Origin of the sequence: Azospirillum fermentarium (assembly GCF_025961205.1) — a bacterium.
Classification (GTDB): Bacteria; Pseudomonadota; Alphaproteobacteria; order Azospirillales; family Azospirillaceae; genus Azospirillum; species Azospirillum fermentarium.
Genome location: NZ_JAOQNH010000001.1, coordinates 23992 through 45227, shown reverse-complemented (window position 1 = coordinate 45227; position 21236 = coordinate 23992). Strand labels below are relative to the sequence as shown.

Annotated in this window: 20 protein-coding genes; 9 read left to right on the top strand and 11 right to left on the bottom strand. The window is 69.5% G+C overall.

The window, feature by feature from the left end:
• The first annotated feature begins 229 nt into the window (after window positions 1–229).
• Entirely contained in the window at window positions 230–2887 is a 2658-nt protein-coding gene (locus M2352_RS00210; protein ID WP_264662506.1) for a DUF2339 domain-containing protein, read from the top strand.
• 41 nt (window positions 2888–2928) lie between these two features.
• Entirely contained in the window at window positions 2929–3993 is a 1065-nt protein-coding gene (locus M2352_RS00205) for an alpha-hydroxy acid oxidase (RefSeq protein WP_264662505.1), read from the top strand.
• Between the two features lie 6 nt (window positions 3994–3999).
• On the opposite strand, the gene M2352_RS00200 is transcribed toward M2352_RS00205, so the two are convergent.
• From M2352_RS00200 to M2352_RS00180, 5 genes are all read right to left on the bottom strand, one after another.
• Window positions 4000–4698, bottom strand: a complete 699-nt coding sequence (locus M2352_RS00200; protein ID WP_264662504.1) for a haloacid dehalogenase-like hydrolase — start codon at window positions 4696–4698, stop codon at window positions 4000–4002.
• A complete protein-coding gene (locus M2352_RS00195) occupies window positions 4695–5543 on the bottom strand; it encodes a lysophospholipid acyltransferase family protein (RefSeq protein WP_264662503.1) in 849 nt (282 codons plus the stop codon). Before M2352_RS00195 ends, M2352_RS00200 begins: the two co-directional genes overlap by 4 nt.
• Window positions 5544–5684: 141 nt before the next feature.
• On the bottom strand, window positions 5685–6695 hold the full coding sequence (locus M2352_RS00190) for a helix-turn-helix domain-containing protein (protein ID WP_264662502.1): 1011 nt from the start codon (window positions 6693–6695) through the stop codon (window positions 5685–5687).
• A 50-nt stretch (window positions 6696–6745) separates the two neighbouring features.
• Window positions 6746–7195: a GNAT family N-acetyltransferase gene (locus M2352_RS00185; RefSeq protein ID WP_264662501.1), complete on the bottom strand. Its 450-nt coding sequence runs from the start codon at window positions 7193–7195 to the stop codon at window positions 6746–6748.
• Complete coding sequence (locus M2352_RS00180; RefSeq protein ID WP_264662500.1) at window positions 7192–7842, bottom strand: hypothetical protein; 651 nt, start codon at window positions 7840–7842, stop codon at window positions 7192–7194. The genes M2352_RS00185 and M2352_RS00180 overlap by 4 nt, the downstream gene beginning before the upstream one ends.
• Window positions 7843–8170: 328 nt before the next feature.
• Between M2352_RS00180 and M2352_RS00175 the strand changes: the two genes are divergently transcribed.
• The 3 genes from M2352_RS00175 (at window position 8171) to M2352_RS00165 (ending at window position 12805) form a co-directional block, all read left to right on the top strand.
• Complete coding sequence (locus tag M2352_RS00175; protein ID WP_264662499.1) at window positions 8171–9271, top strand: glycosyltransferase family 2 protein; 1101 nt, start codon at window positions 8171–8173, stop codon at window positions 9269–9271.
• Window positions 9268–10971 (top strand): glycosyltransferase family 39 protein, encoded by a 1704-nt coding sequence (locus M2352_RS00170; RefSeq protein WP_264662498.1) that lies wholly within the window; start codon window positions 9268–9270, stop codon window positions 10969–10971. The genes M2352_RS00175 and M2352_RS00170 overlap by 4 nt, the downstream gene beginning before the upstream one ends.
• Window positions 10972–11125: 154 nt before the next feature.
• Window positions 11126–12805, top strand: a complete 1680-nt coding sequence (locus M2352_RS00165; protein WP_264662497.1) for an NAD+ synthase — start codon at window positions 11126–11128, stop codon at window positions 12803–12805.
• Between the two features lie 43 nt (window positions 12806–12848).
• On the opposite strand, the gene M2352_RS00160 is transcribed toward M2352_RS00165, so the two are convergent.
• The 6 genes from M2352_RS00160 to purQ form a co-directional block, all read right to left on the bottom strand.
• Window positions 12849–13169, bottom strand: coding sequence for a hypothetical protein (locus M2352_RS00160; RefSeq protein ID WP_264662496.1), 321 nt, complete (start codon window positions 13167–13169; stop codon window positions 12849–12851).
• Window positions 13170–13188: 19 nt separating this feature from the next.
• A complete protein-coding gene (gene rarD, locus M2352_RS00155) occupies window positions 13189–14109 on the bottom strand; it encodes an EamA family transporter RarD (RefSeq protein ID WP_264662495.1) in 921 nt (306 codons plus the stop codon).
• A 162-nt stretch (window positions 14110–14271) separates the two neighbouring features.
• On the bottom strand, window positions 14272–14607 hold the full coding sequence (gene grxD, locus M2352_RS00150) for a Grx4 family monothiol glutaredoxin (protein ID WP_264662494.1): 336 nt from the start codon (window positions 14605–14607) through the stop codon (window positions 14272–14274).
• A gap of 52 nt (window positions 14608–14659) precedes the next feature.
• Complete coding sequence (locus M2352_RS00145) at window positions 14660–14899, bottom strand: BolA family protein (protein WP_264662493.1); 240 nt, start codon at window positions 14897–14899, stop codon at window positions 14660–14662.
• Between the two features lie 217 nt (window positions 14900–15116).
• The gene (gene purL, locus M2352_RS00140) at window positions 15117–17330 is read right to left on the bottom strand and encodes a phosphoribosylformylglycinamidine synthase subunit PurL (protein WP_264662492.1); all 2214 of its coding nucleotides are present in this window, start codon (window positions 17328–17330) and stop codon (window positions 15117–15119) included.
• Window positions 17327–18016, bottom strand: a complete 690-nt coding sequence (gene purQ, locus M2352_RS00135) for a phosphoribosylformylglycinamidine synthase subunit PurQ (RefSeq protein WP_264662491.1) — start codon at window positions 18014–18016, stop codon at window positions 17327–17329. The genes purL and purQ overlap by 4 nt, the downstream gene beginning before the upstream one ends.
• 184 nt (window positions 18017–18200) lie before the next feature.
• Between purQ and M2352_RS00130 the strand changes: the two genes are divergently transcribed.
• The 4 genes from M2352_RS00130 to M2352_RS00115 all read left to right on the top strand — a co-directional run bounded on the left by M2352_RS00130 (window position 18201) and on the right by M2352_RS00115 (window position 21231).
• Window positions 18201–18410, top strand: a complete 210-nt coding sequence (locus M2352_RS00130; RefSeq protein ID WP_264662490.1) for a dodecin — start codon at window positions 18201–18203, stop codon at window positions 18408–18410.
• Between the two features lie 82 nt (window positions 18411–18492).
• Complete coding sequence (locus M2352_RS26460) at window positions 18493–20277, top strand: pseudouridine synthase (protein ID WP_319802005.1); 1785 nt, start codon at window positions 18493–18495, stop codon at window positions 20275–20277.
• Window positions 20234–20821 carry an RsmD family RNA methyltransferase gene (locus M2352_RS00120; protein ID WP_264662489.1) on the top strand — a complete coding sequence of 196 codons (588 nt, stop codon included), beginning with the start codon at window positions 20234–20236 and terminating at the stop codon, window positions 20819–20821. Before M2352_RS26460 ends, M2352_RS00120 begins: the two co-directional genes overlap by 44 nt.
• A 56-nt stretch (window positions 20822–20877) precedes the next feature.
• Window positions 20878–21231 carry a zinc ribbon domain-containing protein YjdM gene (locus M2352_RS00115; protein WP_264662488.1) on the top strand — a complete coding sequence of 118 codons (354 nt, stop codon included), beginning with the start codon at window positions 20878–20880 and terminating at the stop codon, window positions 21229–21231.
• Window positions 21232–21236 lie beyond the last annotated feature (5 nt).

Sequence of the window (21236 nt, the reverse complement as noted above, 5' to 3'; positions counted from 1 at the left end):
TGGGCTGGGGCCGGGCACGTCCGCCCGTTCTGGAAAGCACCATAATGGTGATGGCGGCGCATTTGAAGACCCGTGCGCACATACGAGCCAATGGGGATGCCGGGTGCATTCCATCGTCCTCGTGCCCAATACGGGAAGGGCGCGGCCAGATTACCCCCTCACGCCCATCGCCAGACATTATTGCTCCGTTATAGTCGATAGGGTCGAAGCTGGCGGGGGAGGCCCGAAGGTGGACGAGGGGATCTGGATCGTGTTGGCGCTGGGCTACGCCCTGCTGCCGTTCTTCGGACTCGCGGCCTTCTTCAAGGTGAACGGCCTGCGCGCACGGGTGGAGTTCCTGGAGCAGCAACTGCACAAGGCCGGGCTGGGGGTGCAGCCGCCCGCGGCTGCCCAGACATCCGCCGTTCCGCCGCCATGGATGATGCCGCCGCCGGACTTGGCGCAGGTTCTGGAGGAGGAGCGCCGGGAAACGGCCCCCGAAGCCGCCGCCCGGCCCACCCCTGATCTCGCCGCCGAATCCCCTCCCGCCCCCGAATCCGGCCCCGATCCGGCGCTGGCGCGGGAAGAGGCCAGTCCGCCGCCGCCCCCTCCTCCTCCGCCCCGGCCCGATCTGGAAAGCCGGCTGACCGGGCGGTGGCTGGTGTGGATCGGCGGGGTGGCGCTGGCGCTGGGCGGGGCGTTCCTGGTGCAGGTGTCCATCGAATCGGGGCTGCTGGGGCCGGGGCCGCGGGTGCTGCTGGGGCTGCTGCTGGCCGCCGCCCTGATCGGGGTGGGCGAACGGCTGCGCCGTCATCCCCCGGCCCGCGGGGCCGGGCGGCTGGGGCCGGACCAGTTGGCGCCCAGCGCCACCGGGGCGGGGCTTCTGGCCGCCTATGCCGCCATTTTCGCCGCCTATGGCCTTTATGGGCTGATCGGGCCGCTGGTGGGGTTCGGCGGGCTGGCGCTGGTGTCGCTGGTGGCCGTGGGCATGGGCATCCTGCACGGGGCGCCGGTGGCGGCCCTGGGCATGGTGGGCGCGCTGGCGGTGCCGGCCCTGATCGGGGGCGAGGATGCCACCGGCATCGGCCTGTTCTCCTACCTCGCCGCGGTGACGGTGGTGACGGCGCTGACCGCCCGCTGGCGCGGCTGGGGCTGGGCGGTGCTGCTGGTCCACGCCGGGGGCATGTTTTATGTGGGCGCCCACATCGTCCTGCGCAGCGGGGGCGGGGCGCCGTGGGCGGCGGGGCTGTTCGTCATCCTGGCCGCGGCCCTGCTGGCGGCGCTGCGCCGCCGTTCCCCGGCGGGAACCGGGGTTTCGGGGGCCATCGACGGTCCCGGCATCGCGCTGTCCGTGCTGACGCTGGCCGGCGCCGGCTTCGTTCTGGCCGACGTGGGGTCGGTGACGCTGCTGGCCGTGCTGGCGGCGGGGGGGACGGTGACCCTGTTCGCCGACGACCGCCGGGGCGAGCGGTCGTCCGGTGCCGCCGTGGCCGCCATCCCGCTGCTGGTCCTGGCCGGCTGGGTGCTGGAGGGGTATCCGCTGCGCGAACCGGGGCTGGTGTGGATCTATGGCATCCTGGCGGCGGCGGGGCTGGCGCTGGCCGGATTCACCGCCGCCCACGGCACCCGGCGCGCGCCCTATTTCACCTTGGTGGGGTCGGGCGGGTCGCTGCTGCTGCTGGCCCACGCCTACGCGCTCGCCACCTCGGGCCAGCCGGACCCCGACTGGGCGCTGCTGGCCGCGGCGCTGGCCGCCCTGCACACCGGGCTGGCGCTCTACGCCGCCCGTCACCGCGACGATCCCCAGTGGGGGCAGGTGCTGGCCGGGCACGCCACCGCCGCCCTGGCCGGTCTGGCGCTGGGGGCGGCGTTCATCCTGCGCGATGCGTGGCTGACGGTGGCGCTGGCCTGGACGGTCACCGCCACCGCCTATGTCCACCGTTTCCTCCCCTATGCCAGCCTGCGGGCGGTGGCCCTGGCCCTGGCGGCGGCGGCCATCGTGCGGCTGTCGGGCAATCCCTTCGTCCTGTGGTACCCGCTGCCGGAAGGCGGGTGGTTCTGGTACGGCTACGGCCTGTCCATCGCCGCCTTCCTGACCGCCCGCCACCTGTTCGGGGAGCGGCTGACCCCGCTGTTGCGCACCACGCTGGAGGGGGGGGCGCTGTCGTTCCTGGTGCTGCTGGTCAGCTTCCAGATCCGCCTGTGGGCCGGCGACGGGCCGCTGGACCGCCTGGATTACGGCCTGCTGGAGCAGGGGCTGAACAGCCTGTGGTGGCTGGGTCTGGGGCTGTTCCTGTTCGTGCGGGCGGGACGGGTGGCGAATCCGGTGGTGCAGTGGGGCTGGCGCATCCTGGCCGGGGTAGGGGCGGCGCAGGTGGTGATCGGCCATCTGCTGGCCGGCAACCCGCTGTTCACCGGCGATGCGGTGGGTCAGACCGTCCTCGTCAACCTGCTGTTCCTGCTCTACGCCCTGCCGGCGGGGCTGGCGGCGGGCTTTGCCGCGGTGTCGGGGCGCCGTGGCATGGCGCGGCTGTCCATGGCCGCCGGGGTGGCCGCTCTGGCGCTGGCCTGGGTGTGGCTGACGCTGGAGGTGCGCCACGCGGTCCACGGCCCCGTCATCGCCGAATGGCTGGGGGTGACCGACGGCGAACTCTACGCCTACTCCGTTGCGTGGCTGGGCTTCGGCGGGGTGCTGCTGGCGCTGGGGCTGTGGCGGGACGTGCTGGCGTTCCGCTACGCCTCGCTGGTGGTGGTGCTGCTGACGGTGGCCAAGGTCTTCCTGATCGACCTGTCGGCGCTGACCGGCCTGTGGCGGGCGGTGTCCTTCATCGGGCTGGGGGCCGTGCTGTTGCTGATCGGCTTCGTCTACCAGCGCTTCGTGCTGGTGCGGCGGGCGCAAAGCGGATAACCTCGCGTGTGATAATCACTCGCATATTCTGAGGCCCGTCCATGATCCCCGCCGGCATCGCCACCGCATCCGATTACGAGGCCCCGGCGCGGGACCGGATGGGGGAGAATGCGTGGGCCTACATCGCCGGCGGCGCTGGGGACGAACGGACCCTGCGCCGCAACGCCGCGGCCTTCGACGACCGGGTGCTCATCAACCGCGCGCTGCCCGCTGTGCGCGACGTGGACACCCGCGTCACCCTGTTCGGCCACACCCTGGCCCACCCCATCCTGCTGGCCCCCGCCGCCCTCCACACGCTGGTGCATCCCGAGGGGGAGGTGGCGACGGTGCTCGGCGCCGGGGCGCTGGGGGCCGCTGCCGTCATCAGCACCCAGGCGGGCCGTACGCTGGAGGAGATCGCCGCCCACGCCGCCGCCCCGCTGTGGTTCCAGCTCTATATCCACGCCGACCGCGGCTTCACCGCCCATCTGGTGCGGCGGGCGGAGGCTGCCGGTTACGGCGCGCTGGTGGTGACGGTGGACGCGCCGGTGTCCCTGCGCCCGCGCGAGCAGCGGGCGGGGTTCCGTCTCCCGCCGGGGGTGGAGGCGGTGAACCTGCGCGGCGAGCCGCCGGCCCCCGCCTTCGACGACGAGCGCGCGGCCCTGCGCCACCTGCTGGCCGTGGCCGCGCGGTGGGAGGACATTGCGTGGCTGAAGACCATCACCCGCCTGCCGGTGCTGGTAAAGGGGGTGATGCACGCCGACGATGCCGAGCGGGCGCTGGCCCACGGGGTTGACGGCATCGTGGTCTCCAACCACGGGGGCCGCGTGCTGGACGGCGTTCCCGCCACCGTCGAGGCGCTGCCGGCGGTGGCGGCACGGGTGGCGGGCCGTGTGCCCCTGCTGCTGGACGGCGGCATCCGCCGCGGCACCGACGTGCTGAAGGCGCTGGCGCTGGGTGCGGCCGCGGTGATGGTGGGGCGGCCCTACCTCTATGCCCTGGCGGTGGCCGGGCCGGTGGGGGTGGCCCACCTGCTGAAGATCCTGCGCACCGAACTGGACATCGCCATGGTGCTGACCGGGTGCGGGAGTTTGAAGGAGATCGGGGAAGAGGTGTTCTGGCGCTGACGGCGGTCACGGGCGGGCCACAGCCGCCAGAAGGGTGGCGGGGAGAGCGTCCCGGCAGCCCACCCGTTGGACGGCAACGCCCGGCAGAGCCGGGGGATCGACCGGGCTGGCCGCGTAATAGCCGGCGGCCACAAAGCCGTCGGCGGCCACATGCCGGGCCGCGCGGAGATCCTCGGCGGAATCGCCGACGACGATCAGCGGGCGCCCCGCCGCGCCATCGCGCAGCAGGGTCTCGATGATCCGGCCTTTCGACGCGGACCGCAGGAGGTGGCCCACGGTGAGGGGATGGGCCGCCCCGCCGAACCACCCGAGATGGTACCGGGCATGGATCTCGTGATCGGAAAACCCCCAGGCGCGCCCGATGGGGAGGAGCCAGTCCCGGTAGGCCGACGAGACGATGTGCAGGCGGACACCACGGCGGCGAAGCTCGTCGAACACATGGCCGAGATCGTCCGGCAACCGGCGGCGCGTGTCCACATAGGCGTCGATGTGGGACCGCCGGATCGCCCTGACCAGCCGGAAGGCGGTGAGAAGGTCGGCGGGGGTGCGTGGCCCCTCCTGCCACCGCCCCTGCAGGTCGTCGAAACGCCGGCGCAGTTCCGCCCCGTCCCGATGGCTGTCGATGGCCAGACCGATCACATCGGCCAGGCTTTCCCCCGGAGACAGCGTGAGGTCGTAGTCAAAGATGATCGTGGGCCGGCTCATGACACACGCGCTCCCGATGATTTGGCGTTGCGGTAGAGGCGCTTGTCCTCGACCGTGAAGGCTGTGGCGGGAATCCCCAGATGGTCCGCGATCATGCGTTGGATGCGGTCGGCGAAGTGCTGGGGGGCCTCCCCCGGCGCGCGGTGCTGTGCCGGTAGATAAGCCACCGCGAAGCGGACCCGCGGCAGCATCAGCAGGCGCAGCATCGTCGCCAGCCCCCCGGACATCAACGGGTGCGGCACGAGGCCCAGGCACGTGGTGATGGTCAAGGCCATGGGCACGACGGGGAAACCGCGGGACAGCAGCGTCGGGTTGAACCGGAACAGTCCCCTGCCGTTGTTGATCGTCATCTCCGCCGGGACGTAGAGGGTGGTCGCCTCCTTTTTCAGCCGCCACCGCTCCAGCAACGCCGCAATCCCCCGCGCGTCGCGCGCCGGCAGGAAGCGTACGCCCGAAACAAGCTCCATCGTCTTGAAGATGATGGGATCGAGGCGGTTTTCCCGCCGTAGGGCCGTGCCGCTCACCACGACCGGATGCCCGATCTCGGGCGTGACCCAATAGTCGATGACGGACACGTGGTTGACCGCGACGACCGTGCGCCCGATCTCCTGCCCGATCGCACGCTTCGTCCGGTTCAGCCCGACGCGGATCCCCAGAAGCCACCGCAGGACCGGGAACGACACGCGCCGCCATTCCGGTGGTGTCACAACGGAAAAGAAGACGAAGGAGGCAATGATAAACAACCGGATGACGAGAACGACGATGCCGAACGGGCAATAGAACCAGAACAGAGGATTGGCGATTTCCGGGCTATTATTGTCGCAAATGTCGGAGATATGCAGCATGTCGGAGTCGTCGGTGGTGGTGACGCCGACTGATAGCGATCTCATGATCCGTTTCAACAAGGTCCCGGCGGGCGGCTGCCGATCTGACCGGCAGAGCCAGAAAGCTGACCGGTGATGCCAGCCCGGGGAAAGGCGGTGCGGTCAGCGCCCGATCTCGGCGATCCAGCGGGACCACGCGGCATCGGGGATGTCGGCGGTGCCGCCCCCCGATTCGGCGGGGGCGTAGAACCGCATTTCGCGCGGGGTCACGCCGAATGCGCCGCGGAAGCTCCGCGTGAAATGCTCGGCGCTGGCGAAGCCGTGCATGGTTGCGATGTCGGCGATCGACAATGCACTGTTGGCAGGGTCTTTCAGGGCGCGCTGCGCCATGGCCAGCCGGCGTTTCTTGATATAGGCGTCCACGCCGCCCACCGGTTCGAACAGCCGGTACAGGCTGCGCCGCGACAGGCCGAACCTGACGAGGATGAGGTCCACCGACAGGCCGGGGTCGAGAAGCCGGTTGTCGATGAAGCGCCGGATCTGTACGAAGAGGCCGGTCCTCACCGCCGTGGCGTGATCGTCCCCGGCGGTGCCGTTGATCGCGGCGGCGGCAAGCCCGATCAGGGGGGTGAGGGCCGCGGACGCATCGGCCGCCGACAGGAACGGCAGTTGCCGCAGATAGCTCAGCGCCATGTCGCGCAGCAGGGTGACGAGCGGCAGGCCGGCGGGCAGAACCCGCTCATGGCACTGGTCCGGGGTGCGAAGCTGTTCCGCCAGCCGCCGCCGCGGCACCACGATGTCGATGTGGGAATGGCGGGTGGTCAGGGTTGATACCGGCTGGGCCATGTCGATCACATACAGATCGCCGGCCCCCGCCGCGTAATCCCCGCCCCAGTCCCGGCTTTCGCCCGCGGTGTAGAATTGCAGCAGATACCCGTCCATACCGTCGCGGGAAATCTTGGCCCGCGACCGGCTGAAGCGGTGGGGCGATGCGGTCATGAGCGCCAGCCCCACATCGTCAACCCGCCAGGCGTCGAGCTGGACGGAAAAGCCGTGCTCCCCCTCCATGACCGGCTGGGCATCGAACAGAACGCCGATCAGGGCGCGCCATCGGTCGTGGGCAAGCGCGGCGGGGGTGCTGCGCGTGTCGAATCGTGAATGTGGAACCGGCACGCCGCCCCTGAGGGATGGTTGTTCCGTCATTCCCCGGCCCGTGCGAAGACCTAGACCGTCTTCATCTCATAGGTGTTCCACCCCGCCTTGACCGCCACGCGGTCGTACAGGGTGCGGGCGCGGTAGTTGTCGTCGGCGGTGATCCACCGCACCAGCGGCCAGCCGCGGGCGCGGGCCAGATCGGCGACGGCGGCCAACAGCACCTCGCCCACACGGCCGCCGCGGATGTCCGGGTCCACGAACAGGTCGTTGAGAAAGCCGATGTCCGCCGCCCGGATGGGGGAGGGGGTGGCGCACACATGGGCCAGACCCACCGGCACGCCATCGCGCACCGCCACCAGCCCTTCCATGGGGTGGGCCGGGTCCAGCAGCCAGCCCCACAGCCGGTCCAGAACCGCGTCGTCCTGCGGGTTCTTATAAAAGCCGCGGTAGCCGTGGTAGAGCCGGCGCCACGCCGCCTCGTGCTCCGGGGCCAGGGGGACGACGGTGACGGTGTTCATGCGGCAACTCCTTGGCGCCGGGCGTCGGCCCAGGCGCGGGCGGTGGTGGGGCGGCCCTCGGCGTCGATCAGGCCGCGTTCATGCAGCTCGTTCACATGGCCGGTGAAATAGGCGGCGGTGCCGGGCCGCTCCCACGCTTCCATCCAGTTCTGTTCCAGGAACGCCAGAATGGCGGGGTGGCCCAGTTCCGCCTCCCACAGCACGCCGAGGAGCGAGGTCTGCGCCTCCTCCTTCATGCAGTCCTCGAAGCTCAGGCGCTTGTGGGCGCGGGCTTCCTTGCGCTGGGTGGTTTCCGGGCCGGGGCCGAGGCCGAAGTCCAGCAGATGGCGGCGCTCGGGCGCGGCACACAGCCAATGGGCCACCTCGTGCACGATCACCGTGGCCTCCACCACCGTGCGGATCACCGCGCCGTCCCACATGAAGGACGACGACGGTTCCTCCCGCAGGGTGCCGATGCCGTGGGCATGGGCCAACTCCTCGCCCTCGGCGCGCTGGGCCGGGGTGTCCACGCCGTTGTCCACCGGCCAGGTGGCGGCGATGCGGCGGAACGCGGCCAGCGCCACCGTGTCCCCCGCCGCGTCCAGATGACGGGCGAAGCAGGCGATGGCGTCGGGCAGGACGTCGGCGGGGATGGGGGTCAGGATCATGATGGGGAAAAAGCCGGAACGGGATCGGGGATGCTGCCCCTATCTGCCCCCATCGGCCCCCGATTCGCAAGCGCCGCAGGCCGCCGCCGTGCCCTTTCGCCGTGATGCACCGCAAAAACCATGAAAATGCGCGCCATCCCGCCGCTTTCTGGAATAAGCCGGAAGGGGCGGACGTTCATGCTTTCCGGTGGTGCTCCGCCCGTGGGCGGAACGGCCAGCCATTAACCAGACATTGAGGCGTTTTGCCCATGCTTGCAAGGCATGTTATAGCCCGGGACACCCCCGCGGCTGGCCGGAGCCGTCGGGCGCCGTTTGGCGGAGTCCGGTCATGAACGCACTCACCCCACCTTGGCCCCCCTCCATGACCCAATCCCGTGAACGTCCCGTTTCGGCTGCGCCGGATGCGCCCCGCTCCCACCGCGGCAGCCGCGCGCTGCTGTCGGTGGTGATCCCCTTCTACAACGAAGGCCCCAACGTGGACTCCCTCTTCGCCCGGCTGATCCCCGTGCTGGAGACGCTGGACATGGACTGGGAGGTGGTGTGCGTCAACGACGGCAGCCGCGACGATACCGTGCCCCGTCTGGTCGCCGTCAACGCCCGCGAGCCGCGGGTGAAGGTGGTGGAGCTGTCGCGCAATTTCGGCAAGGAGCTGGCGCTGTCGGCGGGGCTGGCCCACACCTCGGGCGATGCGGTGGTGCCCATGGACGCCGATTTGCAGCACCCGCCCGAACTGCTGCCCGCCTTCATCGCCAAATGGCGCGAGGGGTACGACGTGGTGGCCGCCGCCCGTCACGCCCGCGTGGGCCAGAGTCTGGCCCACCGTATCTTCGCCCGCAGCTTCTACTGGATCTTCGACAATCTGTCGGAAGTGAAGCTGCCGCGGGAGGTGGGGGATTTCCGCCTGATGGACCGCCGGGTGGTGGACGTCATCAACCGCATGCCCGAACGCACCCGCTTCATGAAGGGCATCTTCGCCTGGGTCGGGTTCCGCCAGATCACCATCCCCTATGAACAGGGCGAACGGGCGGGCGGCGATACCAAATGGGGCTTCCTGAAGCTGCTGCGCCTGTCGCTGGACGGGCTGACCGCCTTCTCCACCTTCCCCTTGCGGGTGTGGAGCCTGCTTGGGCTGGCGGTGTCGGGCTTCGCCTTTCTCTACATCGTCGTGCGGCTGCTGCGCACCCTGTTCCACGGGGTGGACGTGCCGGGGTACGAATCGCTGATCGTGTCGGTGCTGTTCATGGGCGGGCTGCAGCTCATCACGCTCGGCGTCATCGGCGACTATCTGGGCCGGGTGTTCAACGAGGTGAAGGGCCGCCCGCTGTTCGTGGTGCGGGAAACCTATGGCTTCGGCCGCACCCCCGACCCCGCCGCCGTGTCGTGGGATGCCCCGGCCCCGGCATCCCCGCGTGAGGATTCCACGCCGTGAACCATCTGCCGTCCCGTTCCATCACCGAAACGGCGCCGGTGACCGCGCGCACCGCCCCGGCCGCCGTCATCCCCTGGGATGGGCTGGCGCGGCTGTTGCTGTTCGGGCTGTTCGTGCTGGCGCTGCTGACCTTCCGCGATTACAGCATCAGCATCGACGAAGAGGTCCAGCACATCTACGGCAAGAAGCTGCTGGCCTATTACCTCAGCGGCTTCACCGATAAATCGGCCTTCGTCTTCAAGGATCTGTTCTATTACGGCGGGCTGTTCGACCTGACCGTGGCGTCGCTGCTGCCCATCTCGCCGTTCAGCGAGTACGACACCCGCCACCTGCTGTGCGCGCTGGTGGGGGTGCTGGGCGTCGGCGGCACATGGCGGCTGGCGCGGCTGTTGGCAGGACCGCGGGCGGGGTTCATCGCCGCGGTCCTGCTGACGCTGTCGGGCGTCTATTACGGCGCCATGTTCAACAACACCAAGGACGTGCCGTTCGCCGCCGGCACCGTGTGGTCGCTCTATTTCGCCACGCGGATTCTCGATCAATTGCCCCGCCCGCGGCTGTCGGCGGTGCTGAAATTCGGCCTTGTCTTCGGCATGACGCTGGCCATCCGCGTGGGCGGGGTGCTGGTGGCGGGGTATCTGGGGCTGGCGCTGCTGGCCGCGTGGGCCGTGGTCTGGCGCAACGAGGGGCGCACCCGCGCGCTCAGCGACGCCGGGCGGGGCATCGTGGCGCTGCTGCCGTCGATCCCGGTGGCGCTGGGGGTGATGGCCCTGTTCTGGCCGTGGGTGGTGCAGGAGCCGGGGAACATCCTGAAGGCGGTTCAGACCTTCTCCCACTTCCCCCTGAACATCGAGACGCTGTTCAACGGCCAGTTGGTGCAGGCGAAAAGCCCGCCGGCGCTTTATCTGCCCGTCTATCTGCTGATCAAGCTGCCGGAAGTGGTGCTGGCCGGCCTGCTGATCGCGATTGGCATCGGCGTATCGTGGCTGGTCCGGCGCCCGTGCTATTACACCTGCGGCTGGCAGGCGACGGTGCGCAAGCTGCCCACCATTCTGGCGGCCATCCTGCCGGTGGTGCTGTTCATGCTGATGCGGCCCACGGTGTACAACGGGGTGCGCCATTTCCTGTTCACCGTGCCGCCGCTGGTGGTGTTCGCCGCCATCGGGCTGGACGGGGCGTGGCGGATGGCCGAACGGGCCGGCGCCCGGATCGCCCAGGCGTTCGCCGCCGCCGCCGTCGGCATCTGCGTGGTGGGGGGCTGGCATCTGGGGGCGATGCACCCCAACGAATACGTCTATTTCAACAGCCTGGTCGGCGGCACCCGCGGGGCCGAGGGGCGGTTCGAGTTGGATTACTGGGGCAATTCGGTGCTGGAATCGGTCAAGCAGCTCCAGGCCTTCATCGAGATGGAGAATGGTGGCCACCCGCCCGAACGCACCTACACCCTGGTGGTGTGCGGCAACGCGCTGGCCGCGCGTTACGAGCTTCCCCCCTGGCTCAAGCTGGTCAACGGCATCGAGCCGCTGTGGCGGGAGGCGGATTTCTTCATCGCCTTCACGCAGGACCGCATCTGTCCCACCCTGCTGGACGGCCACCCGATCCTGGAGGTGACCGCCGACGACGTACCCCTGTCCATCGTCCGCGACCGCCGGCCCAAGGATCAGGACGACCAGCCCGATCAGCCGGACCAGCCCAGCCGCTGATCCGGCGTTCGGCTAGCGTTCCACCATCGGGCGGAAATCCGGGTGTCAGGATTTCCGCCCGATGTGTGCTAGGCTGTCGCCCGAACCTTTTTGCGGGCGGGGCGCGGCACCCATGGGGCGCGGCGCGCGCCTGCGCTGCTGCTGACGTAAGGCCATGACCGACCGTTCCATTCCCGCCCGCCTGTCCATCGCGCTGGCCCAGACCAACCCCACCGTCGGCAACGTGACCGCGAACGCCGAACGGGTGCTGGCGGCCCGCGCCGAAGCCGCCGCCCGCGGCGCCGATCTGGTGGTCTACACCGAACTGGTGCTGTCCGGTTACCCGCCGGAAGATCTGGTGCTGAAGCCCTTCTTCCTCGACCGCGTGGAAAAGGCGGTGGCGGATCTGGCGCTCGCCACCGCCGATGGCGGTCCGGCCATGCTGGTGGGCGCCCCCTGGCGCCAGGACGGGCGGGTGCACAACGCCGCCCTGCTGCTGGACGGCGGCACGGTGGCCGCGGTGCGGCTGAAACACGACCTGCCCAATTACGGCGTGTTCGACGAAAAGCGGGTGTTCGCCGCCGGGCCGCTGCCGGGGCCGGTGAATTTCCGCGGCGTGCGTCTGGGCGTGCTGATCTGCGAGGACATGTGGACCCCCGACGTGGCCGAGGCGCTGGCCGAAACCGGGGCCGAGATCCTGGTGGTCCCCAACGGCAGCCCGTTCGAGGTGGGCAAGCATGACCAGCGGGTGGCGCTGGCCGTGGCGCGGGTGACCGAAACCGGCCTGCCGTTGATCTACGTCAACCAAGTGGGTGGACAGGACGAGCTGGTGTTCGACGGTTCCTCCTTCGTCATCGACGGGGACCGGTCGTTGAAGTCCCTGTCCCCCGGCTTCGCCGAGCACCTAACCCTGACCCGGTGGGCGCGCGGGGCCGACGACCGCTGGACCTGTGCGGAGGGCGAGATGATCCCCCCGGCGGAGGGGCTGGAGGCCGTCTACAGCGCGCTGGTGCTGGGCCTGCGCGATTACGTGAACAAGAACCGCTTCCCCGGCGTGATCCTGGGGCTGTCGGGCGGCATCGATTCGGCGCTGTCGGCGGCGGTGGCGGTGGACGCGCTGGGGCCTGACCGGGTGCACGGGGTGATGATGCCGTCCCCCTACACCTCGCAGGAGAGCTTGGACGACGCGGCGGAATCGGCGGAACTGCTGGGCTGCCGCATCGACACCATCTCCATCGTGCCGGCCATGGACGCGTTCGGGTCCATGCTGGCCCCGGCCTTCGCGGGCCGCGACCCCGACATCACCGAAGAGAACATCCAGTCCCGCGCCCGCGGCCTGACCCTGATGGCGCTGTCCAACAAGTTCGGCGCCATGGTGCTGTCCACCGGCAACAAGTCGGAGGTGTCGGTGGGTTACGCCACTCTCTACGGCGACATGTGCGGCGGCTATTCGGTGCTGAAGGACGTGTACAAGACCATGGTCTTCGCGCTGTCGCGCTGGCGCAACCAGCACCAGCCGGCGGGGGCGCGCGGCCCCGGCGGGTGCGTGGTGCCCGAGCGCGTGCTGGTGAAGCCGCCCACCGCCGAGCTGAAGCCCAACCAGACCGACCAGGACAGCCTGCCGCCCTATGACGTGCTGGACGACATTCTGGAATGTCTGGTGGAACGCGACATGGGCATCCCCGACATCATCGCCCGCGGCCACCCGGCGGAAACGGTGAACAAGGTCTGGCGCCTGCTGCACATCGCCGAGTACAAGCGCCGTCAGGCATGCCCGGGGGTGAAGATCACCCCCCGGCTGTTCGGGCGCGACCGGCGGTATCCCATCACCAATGGGTTCACCAACATCGTGTGAGGCGGGGCCGTCATATGTGAGGAGCGGCGGGACGACCGGCCTGTCAGGCGTCCCCGCCCCGTGGGGGGCGTCCGGGCCGTGCCGCGCTCTCGATGATCTCCTCCCAGGTCTTTCCCTTGGCCCGGAGGGTTTCGAGCGTCGGCCCGAGAGGATCGCCATAGGTGGCGGCGGTGTGCCGGTAGATCAGCGACCGCATGGGTTCGGGCGTCCGTTCCTTGAAGTCGGTGGCCAACCGCCGCCGCTGCTCATGCGCGGCACGGGCGATGTCTTCGACCGCTGTGCCGTCCCGCCGCATCGCCTCCACAAGGGACCGGATGGCGCGGACGGCGGCTTCGTATTCCGCCCGAAGCGTGTCGTGGACCATCCGTCCTCCCCGCCGCCCTCTACTCCGCCGCCGCCCGCCGTGCCCGGAGTGCTGTGAAGGCGCTGGCGGAATAGACGCACAGCGCCACCCAGATGCAGACGAAGGCCACCGCGTGCGCGCTGGTGAAGGCTTCGCCATAGACCAGCACGCCCAGCAGCAACTGTCCCGTCGGGCCGATGTATTGCAGCAGCCCCACCGTGGACAGCTTCAGCCGCGATGCCGCCATCATGAACAGGATCAGCGGCACCGCCGTCATCGGTCCCGACACCATCAGCAGCAGCCCGTGGCCGATGCCGCCGTGGATGAAGCTGTTGTCCGCCCCCAGCCACAGCAGATAGCCCAGCGCCAAGGGCACCAGCAGCGCCGTTTCCACCACCAGCCCGATGATCGGGTCGATGAACGCCTTCTTGCGCACCAGCGCGTAGAAGCCGAAGGTCACGGCCAACGTCAGCGCCAGCCAGGGGAACACCCCATAGGACAGCACCAGATACAGCACGCCGCCTGAGGCAATGCCCACCGCCGCCATCTGCTGCCGCGTCAGCCGTTCGCCCAGGAACAGCACCCCCAGCACCACGTTGACCAGCGGGTTGATGTAATAGCCCAGGCTGGACTGCACCAACTGGCCCGAACTGACGGCGTAGATGAAGATGGTCCAGTTGCAGGAGATCAGCAGCGTGGTGACCACGAAGATCCCCAGCCGCCGCCACGTTCCCACCGCCGCGACGATGGCGCCGATGGGCCGCGACGCCAGCACGAACCCGCCGACCAGCAGCACCGTCCACACCACCCGGTGCGCCACGATCTCCACCGGGCCGGTGCCGTCCAGCAACTTGAAGTAGGCGGGAGCCACCAGCCCCCAGATCAGGAAAGCGCCGAGTGCGGCGAACAGCCCCGTCAGGGCCTGATCACGCGCGGGAGAGGGGAGGGGGCTTTGCGTCATCCCCCCTGTCTAACACGCCCCCGTCTGCCCACGCGATGGGCAGTCCCGGCATGGCCGGGGCGCGTTCATCGCATGATTACAAATGAAACGGCCCCGCACCCGGAAAGGATGCAGGGCCGTGTCGATTCGCAGGCTTTGGCGCCGGCGTCCGGGGGGCAAATCTCAGACGGAGACCGCCGAAATGCCCTTGTCCTGGAGAAGCTGCTGCAGCTCGCCGGTCGAATACATCTCCCGCACGATGTCGCAGCCGCCGACCAGTTCACCCTTCACGTAAAGCTGCGGGAAGGTCGGCCATTGGGAGAAGACCTTCAGCCCGTCGCGCAGGCCCGGATCGGACAGCACGTCCACGCCCTTGAACTTCACGCCCAGCTGGTCCAGCACCTGGACCACCGCGGCGGAAAAGCCGCACTGCGGGAACACCGGCGTGCCCTTCATGAACAGAACGATGTCGTTCTGGGAGATGTCCTGCTTGATGCGCTCGGTAACGGCGGAATCCATCGCGTAAACCCTCTGTTTGGTATGGCCCGTTGCGCCGGATGGGCGGGTGGGATCAGGCGTCCTTCGGCACCGCCGTCTGCAGCGCCAGCGCGTGCAGCTCACCGCCCATGCGGCCCTGCAGGGCGGCGTAAACCATCTGGTGCTGCTGGATGCGGGTCTTGCCCTTGAAGGCCGGGGATTCGACATAGGCGGCGTAATGGTCGCCGTCCCCCCGCAGATCCTCGATACGGACCTGGGCGTCGGGAATCCCTTCCCTGATCAGGCTTTCGATGTGCGCGGCGTCCATGGCCATGGTGTGTCGTCTGCCTCTTGTGGCGCCCGCCCGGCGGTCGTCGGGGCGGTGTCCCCTAATACCTAAGCCGGACGGTGCGGTTTGTCATCAGCTATCCCGATCATTCAAGATACCCCCAATTCCTGTAAGGAAAAGGGGGGGCTGTGAAAAACCGGGAAGAGGGCAACGAAGTCAGGCGGCATCCCCTCTCCCCCGCGGGGGAGAGGGGGGAAGGGTGTTACTCCGCCGCCGCCATGTAGCCGGGCAGCCAGCCTTCGTTGGCTGCCTTCAGCGCGGCGATGGTGACGATCTCGCCCTTGCCGCCCACCAGGGCGGCACCGCCCGTGGTGCCCAGCACCGCCACCGGCACGCCGGCCTCGCCCGCGCGCAGGATGATGTCGGCGGCCTTGTCCGGGGCAACCGTGACCACATAGCGGCCCTGGTCCTCGCCGAACAGCAGCGCCGGCGGCTGGTCGTCCAGGCTGGGCAGGGTGGCGCCGATGCCCGACGCCATGGCCATTTCGGCGATGGCGGTGATCAGACCGCCGTCCGACACGTCGTGGCAGGCGGTGACGATGCCCTCGCGGATCAGGCCGCGGACGAAATCGCCGTTGCGGCGCTCCACCGCCAGATCGACCGGCGGCGGCGGGCCGTCCTCGTGGCCCAGGATCTCGCGCAGGAACAGCGACTGGCCCAGGTGGCCCTTGGTCTCGCCCACCACCACGATGGTCTGGCCGGCGGCGGGGAAGGCCAGCCCGGTGGCGATCATGGCGTCGGGCAGGCTGCCGATGGCACCGATGGCCGGGGTCGGCAGGATGGCTTCGCCGTTGGTCTCGTTGTAGAGCGAGACGTTGCCCGACACGACGGGGAAATCCAGCGCCCGGCAGGCATCGGCCATGCCCTGGATCGCACCGACGAACTGCCCCATGATCCGCGGCTTTTCCGGGTTGCCGAAGTTCATGTTGTCGGTGATGGCCAGCGGCAGGGCGCCGACGGCGGTCAGGTTGCGCCACGCCTCGGCCACCGCCTGGGCACCGCCGCGCACGGGGTCGGCCAGGCAATAGCGCGGCGTGCAGTCGGTGGTGACCGCCACCGCCTTTTTCTGGTCGGGCAGACGCACCACCCCGGCATCGGCCTGACCCGACATGAAGCGGGTGTTGCCGTTGACCAGGCTGTCGTACTGCTCCCACAACCAGCGCTTGGAAGCCAGATCGGGGCAGGCCAGCAGCTTTTCCAGCGTCGCACCCAGCGGCTGGCTCCAGCCGGCCAGCATGTCGGCGGGCAGCTCGGCGCGGGCCGGCGTCGGCTCCCACGGGCGCTCGTAGAGCGGGGAGGCGTTGGAGATCGGCGCGATGGGAAGCTCGGCCCAGGTCCGGCCGTGCATGTTGACGACCAGCTTGCCGCTGTCGGTCAGGTGGCCGATGACGGCGAAGTCCAGTTCCCACTTGTCGAAGATGGCGCGGGCCTGATCCTCGCTGCCGGGCTTCAGGATGATGAGCATCCGTTCCTGGCTTTCCGACAGCATGATCTCGTACGGGGTCATCCCCGTCTCACGCATCGGCACGTCGTCGAGGTCGAGCTGGATGCCAAGACCGCCCTTGCCCGCCATCTCCACCGAGGAGGAGGTGAGGCCGGCGGCACCCATGTCCTGGATGGCGACGATGGTGTCGGTGGCCATCAGCTCCAGGCAGGCTTCGATCAGCAGCTTTTCGGTGAAGGGGTCGCCCACCTGCACGGTCGGGCGCTTCTCCTCCGAATCCTCGGTGAACTCGGCGGATGCCATGGTGGCGCCGTGGATGCCGTCGCGGCCCGTCTTGGACCCGACGTACACCACCGGGTTGCCGATGCCGGCGGCGGCCGAATAGAAGATCCGGTCGGCCTTGGCCACACCCACGGTCATGGCGTTGACCAGGATGTTGCCGTTGTAGGCCGGGTGGAAGTTGGTTTCACCGGCCACGGTCGGCACGCCGACGCAGTTGCCGTAGCCGCCGATGCCGGCCACCACGCCCGCCAGCAGGTGGCGGGTCTTGGGATGGTCGGGCGACCCGAAACGCAGGGCGTTCAGGTTGGCGATGGGGCGGGCACCCATGGTGAACACGTCGCGCAGGATGCCGCCCACGCCGGTCGCCGCACCCTGGTAGGGTTCGATGTACGACGGGTGGTTGTGGCTTTCCATCTTGAAGATGATGGCGTCGCCGTCGCCGAAATCCACCACGCCGGCGTTTTCGCCGGGGCCGCAGATGACCTGCGGGCCGGTGGTCGGCAGCTTGGACAGCCAGAACTTCGACGATTTGTAGGAGCAATGCTCCGACCACATCACCGACACGATGCCCAGCTCGGTCATGGTCGGCGCGCGGCCCAGGATCGACAGCAGGTTGCTGTATTCCTCGGGCGTCAGACCGTGCTCGGCGGCGATCTCCGCCGTCACCTGAACTTCCGTAGCGTCACTCACGACAGGGCCTCCACCAGACCATCGAACAGGGCGCGGCCGTCGGTGTTGCCGTGCAGGGCCTCCACCGCGTCCTCGGGGTGGGGCATCAGCCCCAGCACGGTGCGCTTTTCGTTGAAGATGCCGGCGATGTTGGCGACGGAGCCGTTCAGGTTGCCCGCCTCGCTGGCCTCACCCTCGGGCGTGACGTAGCGGAAGGCGACCTGACCGTTGTCTTCCAGCCGCTTCACCGTGTCGGCGTCGGCCCAGAAGTTGCCGTCGTGGTGGGCGACGGGGAAACGCACCACCTGCCCCTTGGCGTATTTCGCCGTGAAGGGGCTGTCGGTGTTTTCCACCCGCAAGGGGGCGTGCTTGCAGATGAACTTCAGCGCGGCGTTGCGGCGCAAGGCACCGGGCAGCAGCCCCGCCTCGGTGATGATCTGGAAGCCGTTGCAGACGCCCAGAACCCGGACGCCACGCTCGGCCCGCGCCTTCACCTCCCGCATGATGGGGGAATGGGCGGCCATGGCGCCGGAGCGCAGATAGTCGCCATAGGAGAAGCCGCCGGGGATGACGATCAGATCGACATCGGGCAGTTCGGTGTCGCGGTGCCAGACCTGGAACGGCCGGACCCCGGAGGCGGCTTCCAGCGCGGCGACGGCGTCGCGTTCGCGGTTGGAGCCGGGAAAGACGATGACGGCAGCCTTCATGGGCGCGGTTTCGCTCGGCAAACGGGGGTGAAGAGACAGGCGGACACTAGTGCCAGCGGCCGAACAGCGCAAGTGCGCTGCCGTGGGATCAATCATGCCGTGGGGTGTTGATCGCGCATGCCGACAGGTTCACGCTGTCGAAACCGGTCCGAATGAACAGAACCGCAATAGGGAGTGCTCGGTCATGGAACACCATGTCTATAAGAAGGTCGATATCGTCGGCACCGCGGAAGGGAGCATCGAGGCGGCGATTTCCGCCGGTGTCGAACGCGCCGCATCCACCCTCAACCATGTGGACTGGTTCGAGGTGAAGGAAATCCGCGGTGCGGTGCGCGGCGGCAAGGTCGCCCAGTATCAGGTGGTGATGCAGGTGGGGTTCCGGCTGGAGGATTGACGCCGCTCCAACAGAGGAGCGTTGCGCCGCCGTCCGCGTGAATCCGTTGCGGGAAAACACGCTTGGCCCTATGGTCGCGGCCATGGACACCCCTGAGACTGATTCTGTGGACGGCACCGGCGCTTCTGCGGCCCCGGAGGCTGGTGAACGCATCGCCAAACGGCTGGCGCGCGCGGGCCTGTGCTCGCGCCGCGATGCGGAGCGTTGGATTGCCGAGGGCCGCGTGGAGGTCAACGGCCGCACCCTGGACAGCCCGGCCTGCGTCGTGCGCCCCGGCGACACGCTGGTGGTGGACGGCAAGCCGGTGCCCGAGCCGGAACCGGCCCGCCTGTGGCGCTATCACAAGCCGTCCGGGCTGGTCACCACGGCGCGGGACGAAAAGGGGCGCGACACCGTGTTCAGCGCCCTGCCGTCCGACATGCCGCGGGTGGTGTCCGTGGGCCGTCTCGACCTGACCACCGAAGGGCTGCTGCTGCTGACCAACGACGGTGAGCTGGCGCGGTTCCTGGAGTTGCCCGCCACCGGCTGGACCCGCCGCTACCGCGTGCGCGTCCACGGCATGGTGAACGAGAAGCAGCTTGCCAACCTGTCCAAGGGCCTGACCATCGAGGGCATCCATTACGGCCCCATCGAAGCGGTGCTGGACCGGGTGCAGGGGGCCAACGCCTGGCTGACCGTCGGCATCAAGGAAGGCAAGAACCGCGAAATCCGCAAGGTGATGGAAACGCTGGGTCTGGTGGTGACCCGCCTGATCCGCATCGCCTATGGCCCCTTCCAGTTGGGCAAGCTGGACGAGGGCGCGGTGGAAGAGGTGCCGAAGCGGGTGCTGAAGGACCAGCTCGCCCGTTTCTTCGCCGCCCAGAGCGGTGAGGATGCCGAGCCGTCCAAGCCTGCCGCAAAGGCCTCTCCCAAGCCGGCCCGCCGTCCGGCGGCGCCCAAGGCCGCAAGCCCCCGTGCGGAGGCCCCGGCGCTCAAGAGCCGCCCGGCCCGCAGCGAGCGTTTCAGCGACGAGCGTCCCGCCGGTAACCGCTTTGGCGGCGATGAGCGCCCGGCGCCGAAGGGCCGTCCGGTGCGAGGCGAGCGTTTCGGCGACGAGCGTCCCGCCGGCAACCGCTTTGGCGGCGACGAGCGCCCGGCGCCGAAGGGCCGTCCGGTGCGAGGCGAGCGTTTCGGTGACGAACGTCCCGCCGGCAACCGCTTTGGCGGCGACGAGCGCCCGGCGCCGAAGGGCCGTCCGGTGCGAGGCGAGCGTTTCGGCGACGAGCGTCCCGCCGGCAACCGCTTTGGCGGCGACGAGCGCCCGGCGCCGAAGGGCCGTCCGGCGCGAGGCGAGCGTTTCGGCGACGAGCGTCCCGCCGGCAATCGCTTCGGCGGGGACGAGCGCCCGGCGCCGAAGGGCCGTCCGGTGCGAGGCGAGCGTTTCGGCGACGAGCGTCCCGCCGGCAACCGTTTTGGCGGCGATGAGCGTCCGGCGCCGAAGGGCCGTCCGGTGCGAGGCGAGCGTTTCGGCGACGAACGTCCCGCCGGCAACCGCTTCGGCGGCGATGAACGCCCGGCGCCGAAGGGCCGTCCGGTGCGAGGCGAGCGTTTTGGTGACGAACGTCCCGCCGGCAACCGCTTTGGCGGCGACGAGCGCCCGGCACCGAAGGGCCGCCCGGCCAAGCCGGCGCCCGCGAAGTCTGCTTCCCCGAAGTCCGCCCCCCAGAAGCCGGCCCCGGCGGGCCGCGGGGACGCGCGGACGGAGGCGCCGCGGCCCCAGGGCAACCGGGCGTCCTTCAGCGAGCGCCTGCGTCTGGACCGGCCCGAGGGCGGCAAGCCCGGCAATGGTCCGCGGGGTGGTGGTGGCCGTGCGGATCGTCGGCGGTAAGCACCGCGGGCGCACCCTGTCGGCCCCGTCGGGCCGTGACGTGCGCCCCACCAGCGACCGCACGCGGGAGGCTCTGTTCAACATCCTCGCCCATTGCGGCTGGGGACCGGACGGCGAATCGCCCATCGGCGGCGCCGTGGTGCTGGATGCCTTCTGCGGCACCGGCGCCCTGGCGCTGGAGGCGCTGTCGCGCGGCGCGGCGCGGGCCGTGATGCTGGACATGGGGCGCGGGCCGCTGGACTGCGCGCGGGCCAACGCCGCCGCCTTGGGCGAAAGCGCCTCCACCCTGATCCTGCGCGGTGACGCCACCAAACCGCCGCCGCCGAAAGAGCCGGCGACGCTGGCCTTTCTCGACCCGCCCTATGGCCGCGGTCTGGGGGAAAAGGCCCTGGCCGCCCTGGCCGCCGGCGGCTGGTTCGCACCCCGGGCGGTGGTGATGCTGGAAGAAACCGCATCGGTCACGCCCATCCTTCCCGACGGCTTCGCCCCGCTGGACGAGCGGCTTTATGGCGACACGCGGGTGACCTTCCTGCGCTGGGGCTGACGCCCCGGCCCTGCGCTGGGGCTGATACCCCGGCTCCGCCAATCATAAGGACGATCATGAGCGACGATCTGAAGTGCCCGCAGTGCGGTTCCGAACACGTCTACCCGGACGGCGAGCTGTGGATCTGCCCCGAATGCGCCCATGAATGGAACCCCGCCGCCGCGGACGCCGCCACCGACGGGGCCGGCGACCAGGTGGTCAAGGACGCCAACGGCAACGTGCTGAGCGACGGCGACAGCGTGACCGTGATCAAGGATCTGAAGGTCAAGGGCTCGTCCCTGGTGGTCAAGGGCGGCACCAAGGTGAAGAACATCCGCCTGACCGACGGGGCCGACGGGCACAACATCGCCTGCAAGATCGACGGCATCGGGGCCATGAACCTGAAGTCGGAATTCGTCAAGAAGGCATAACCCGG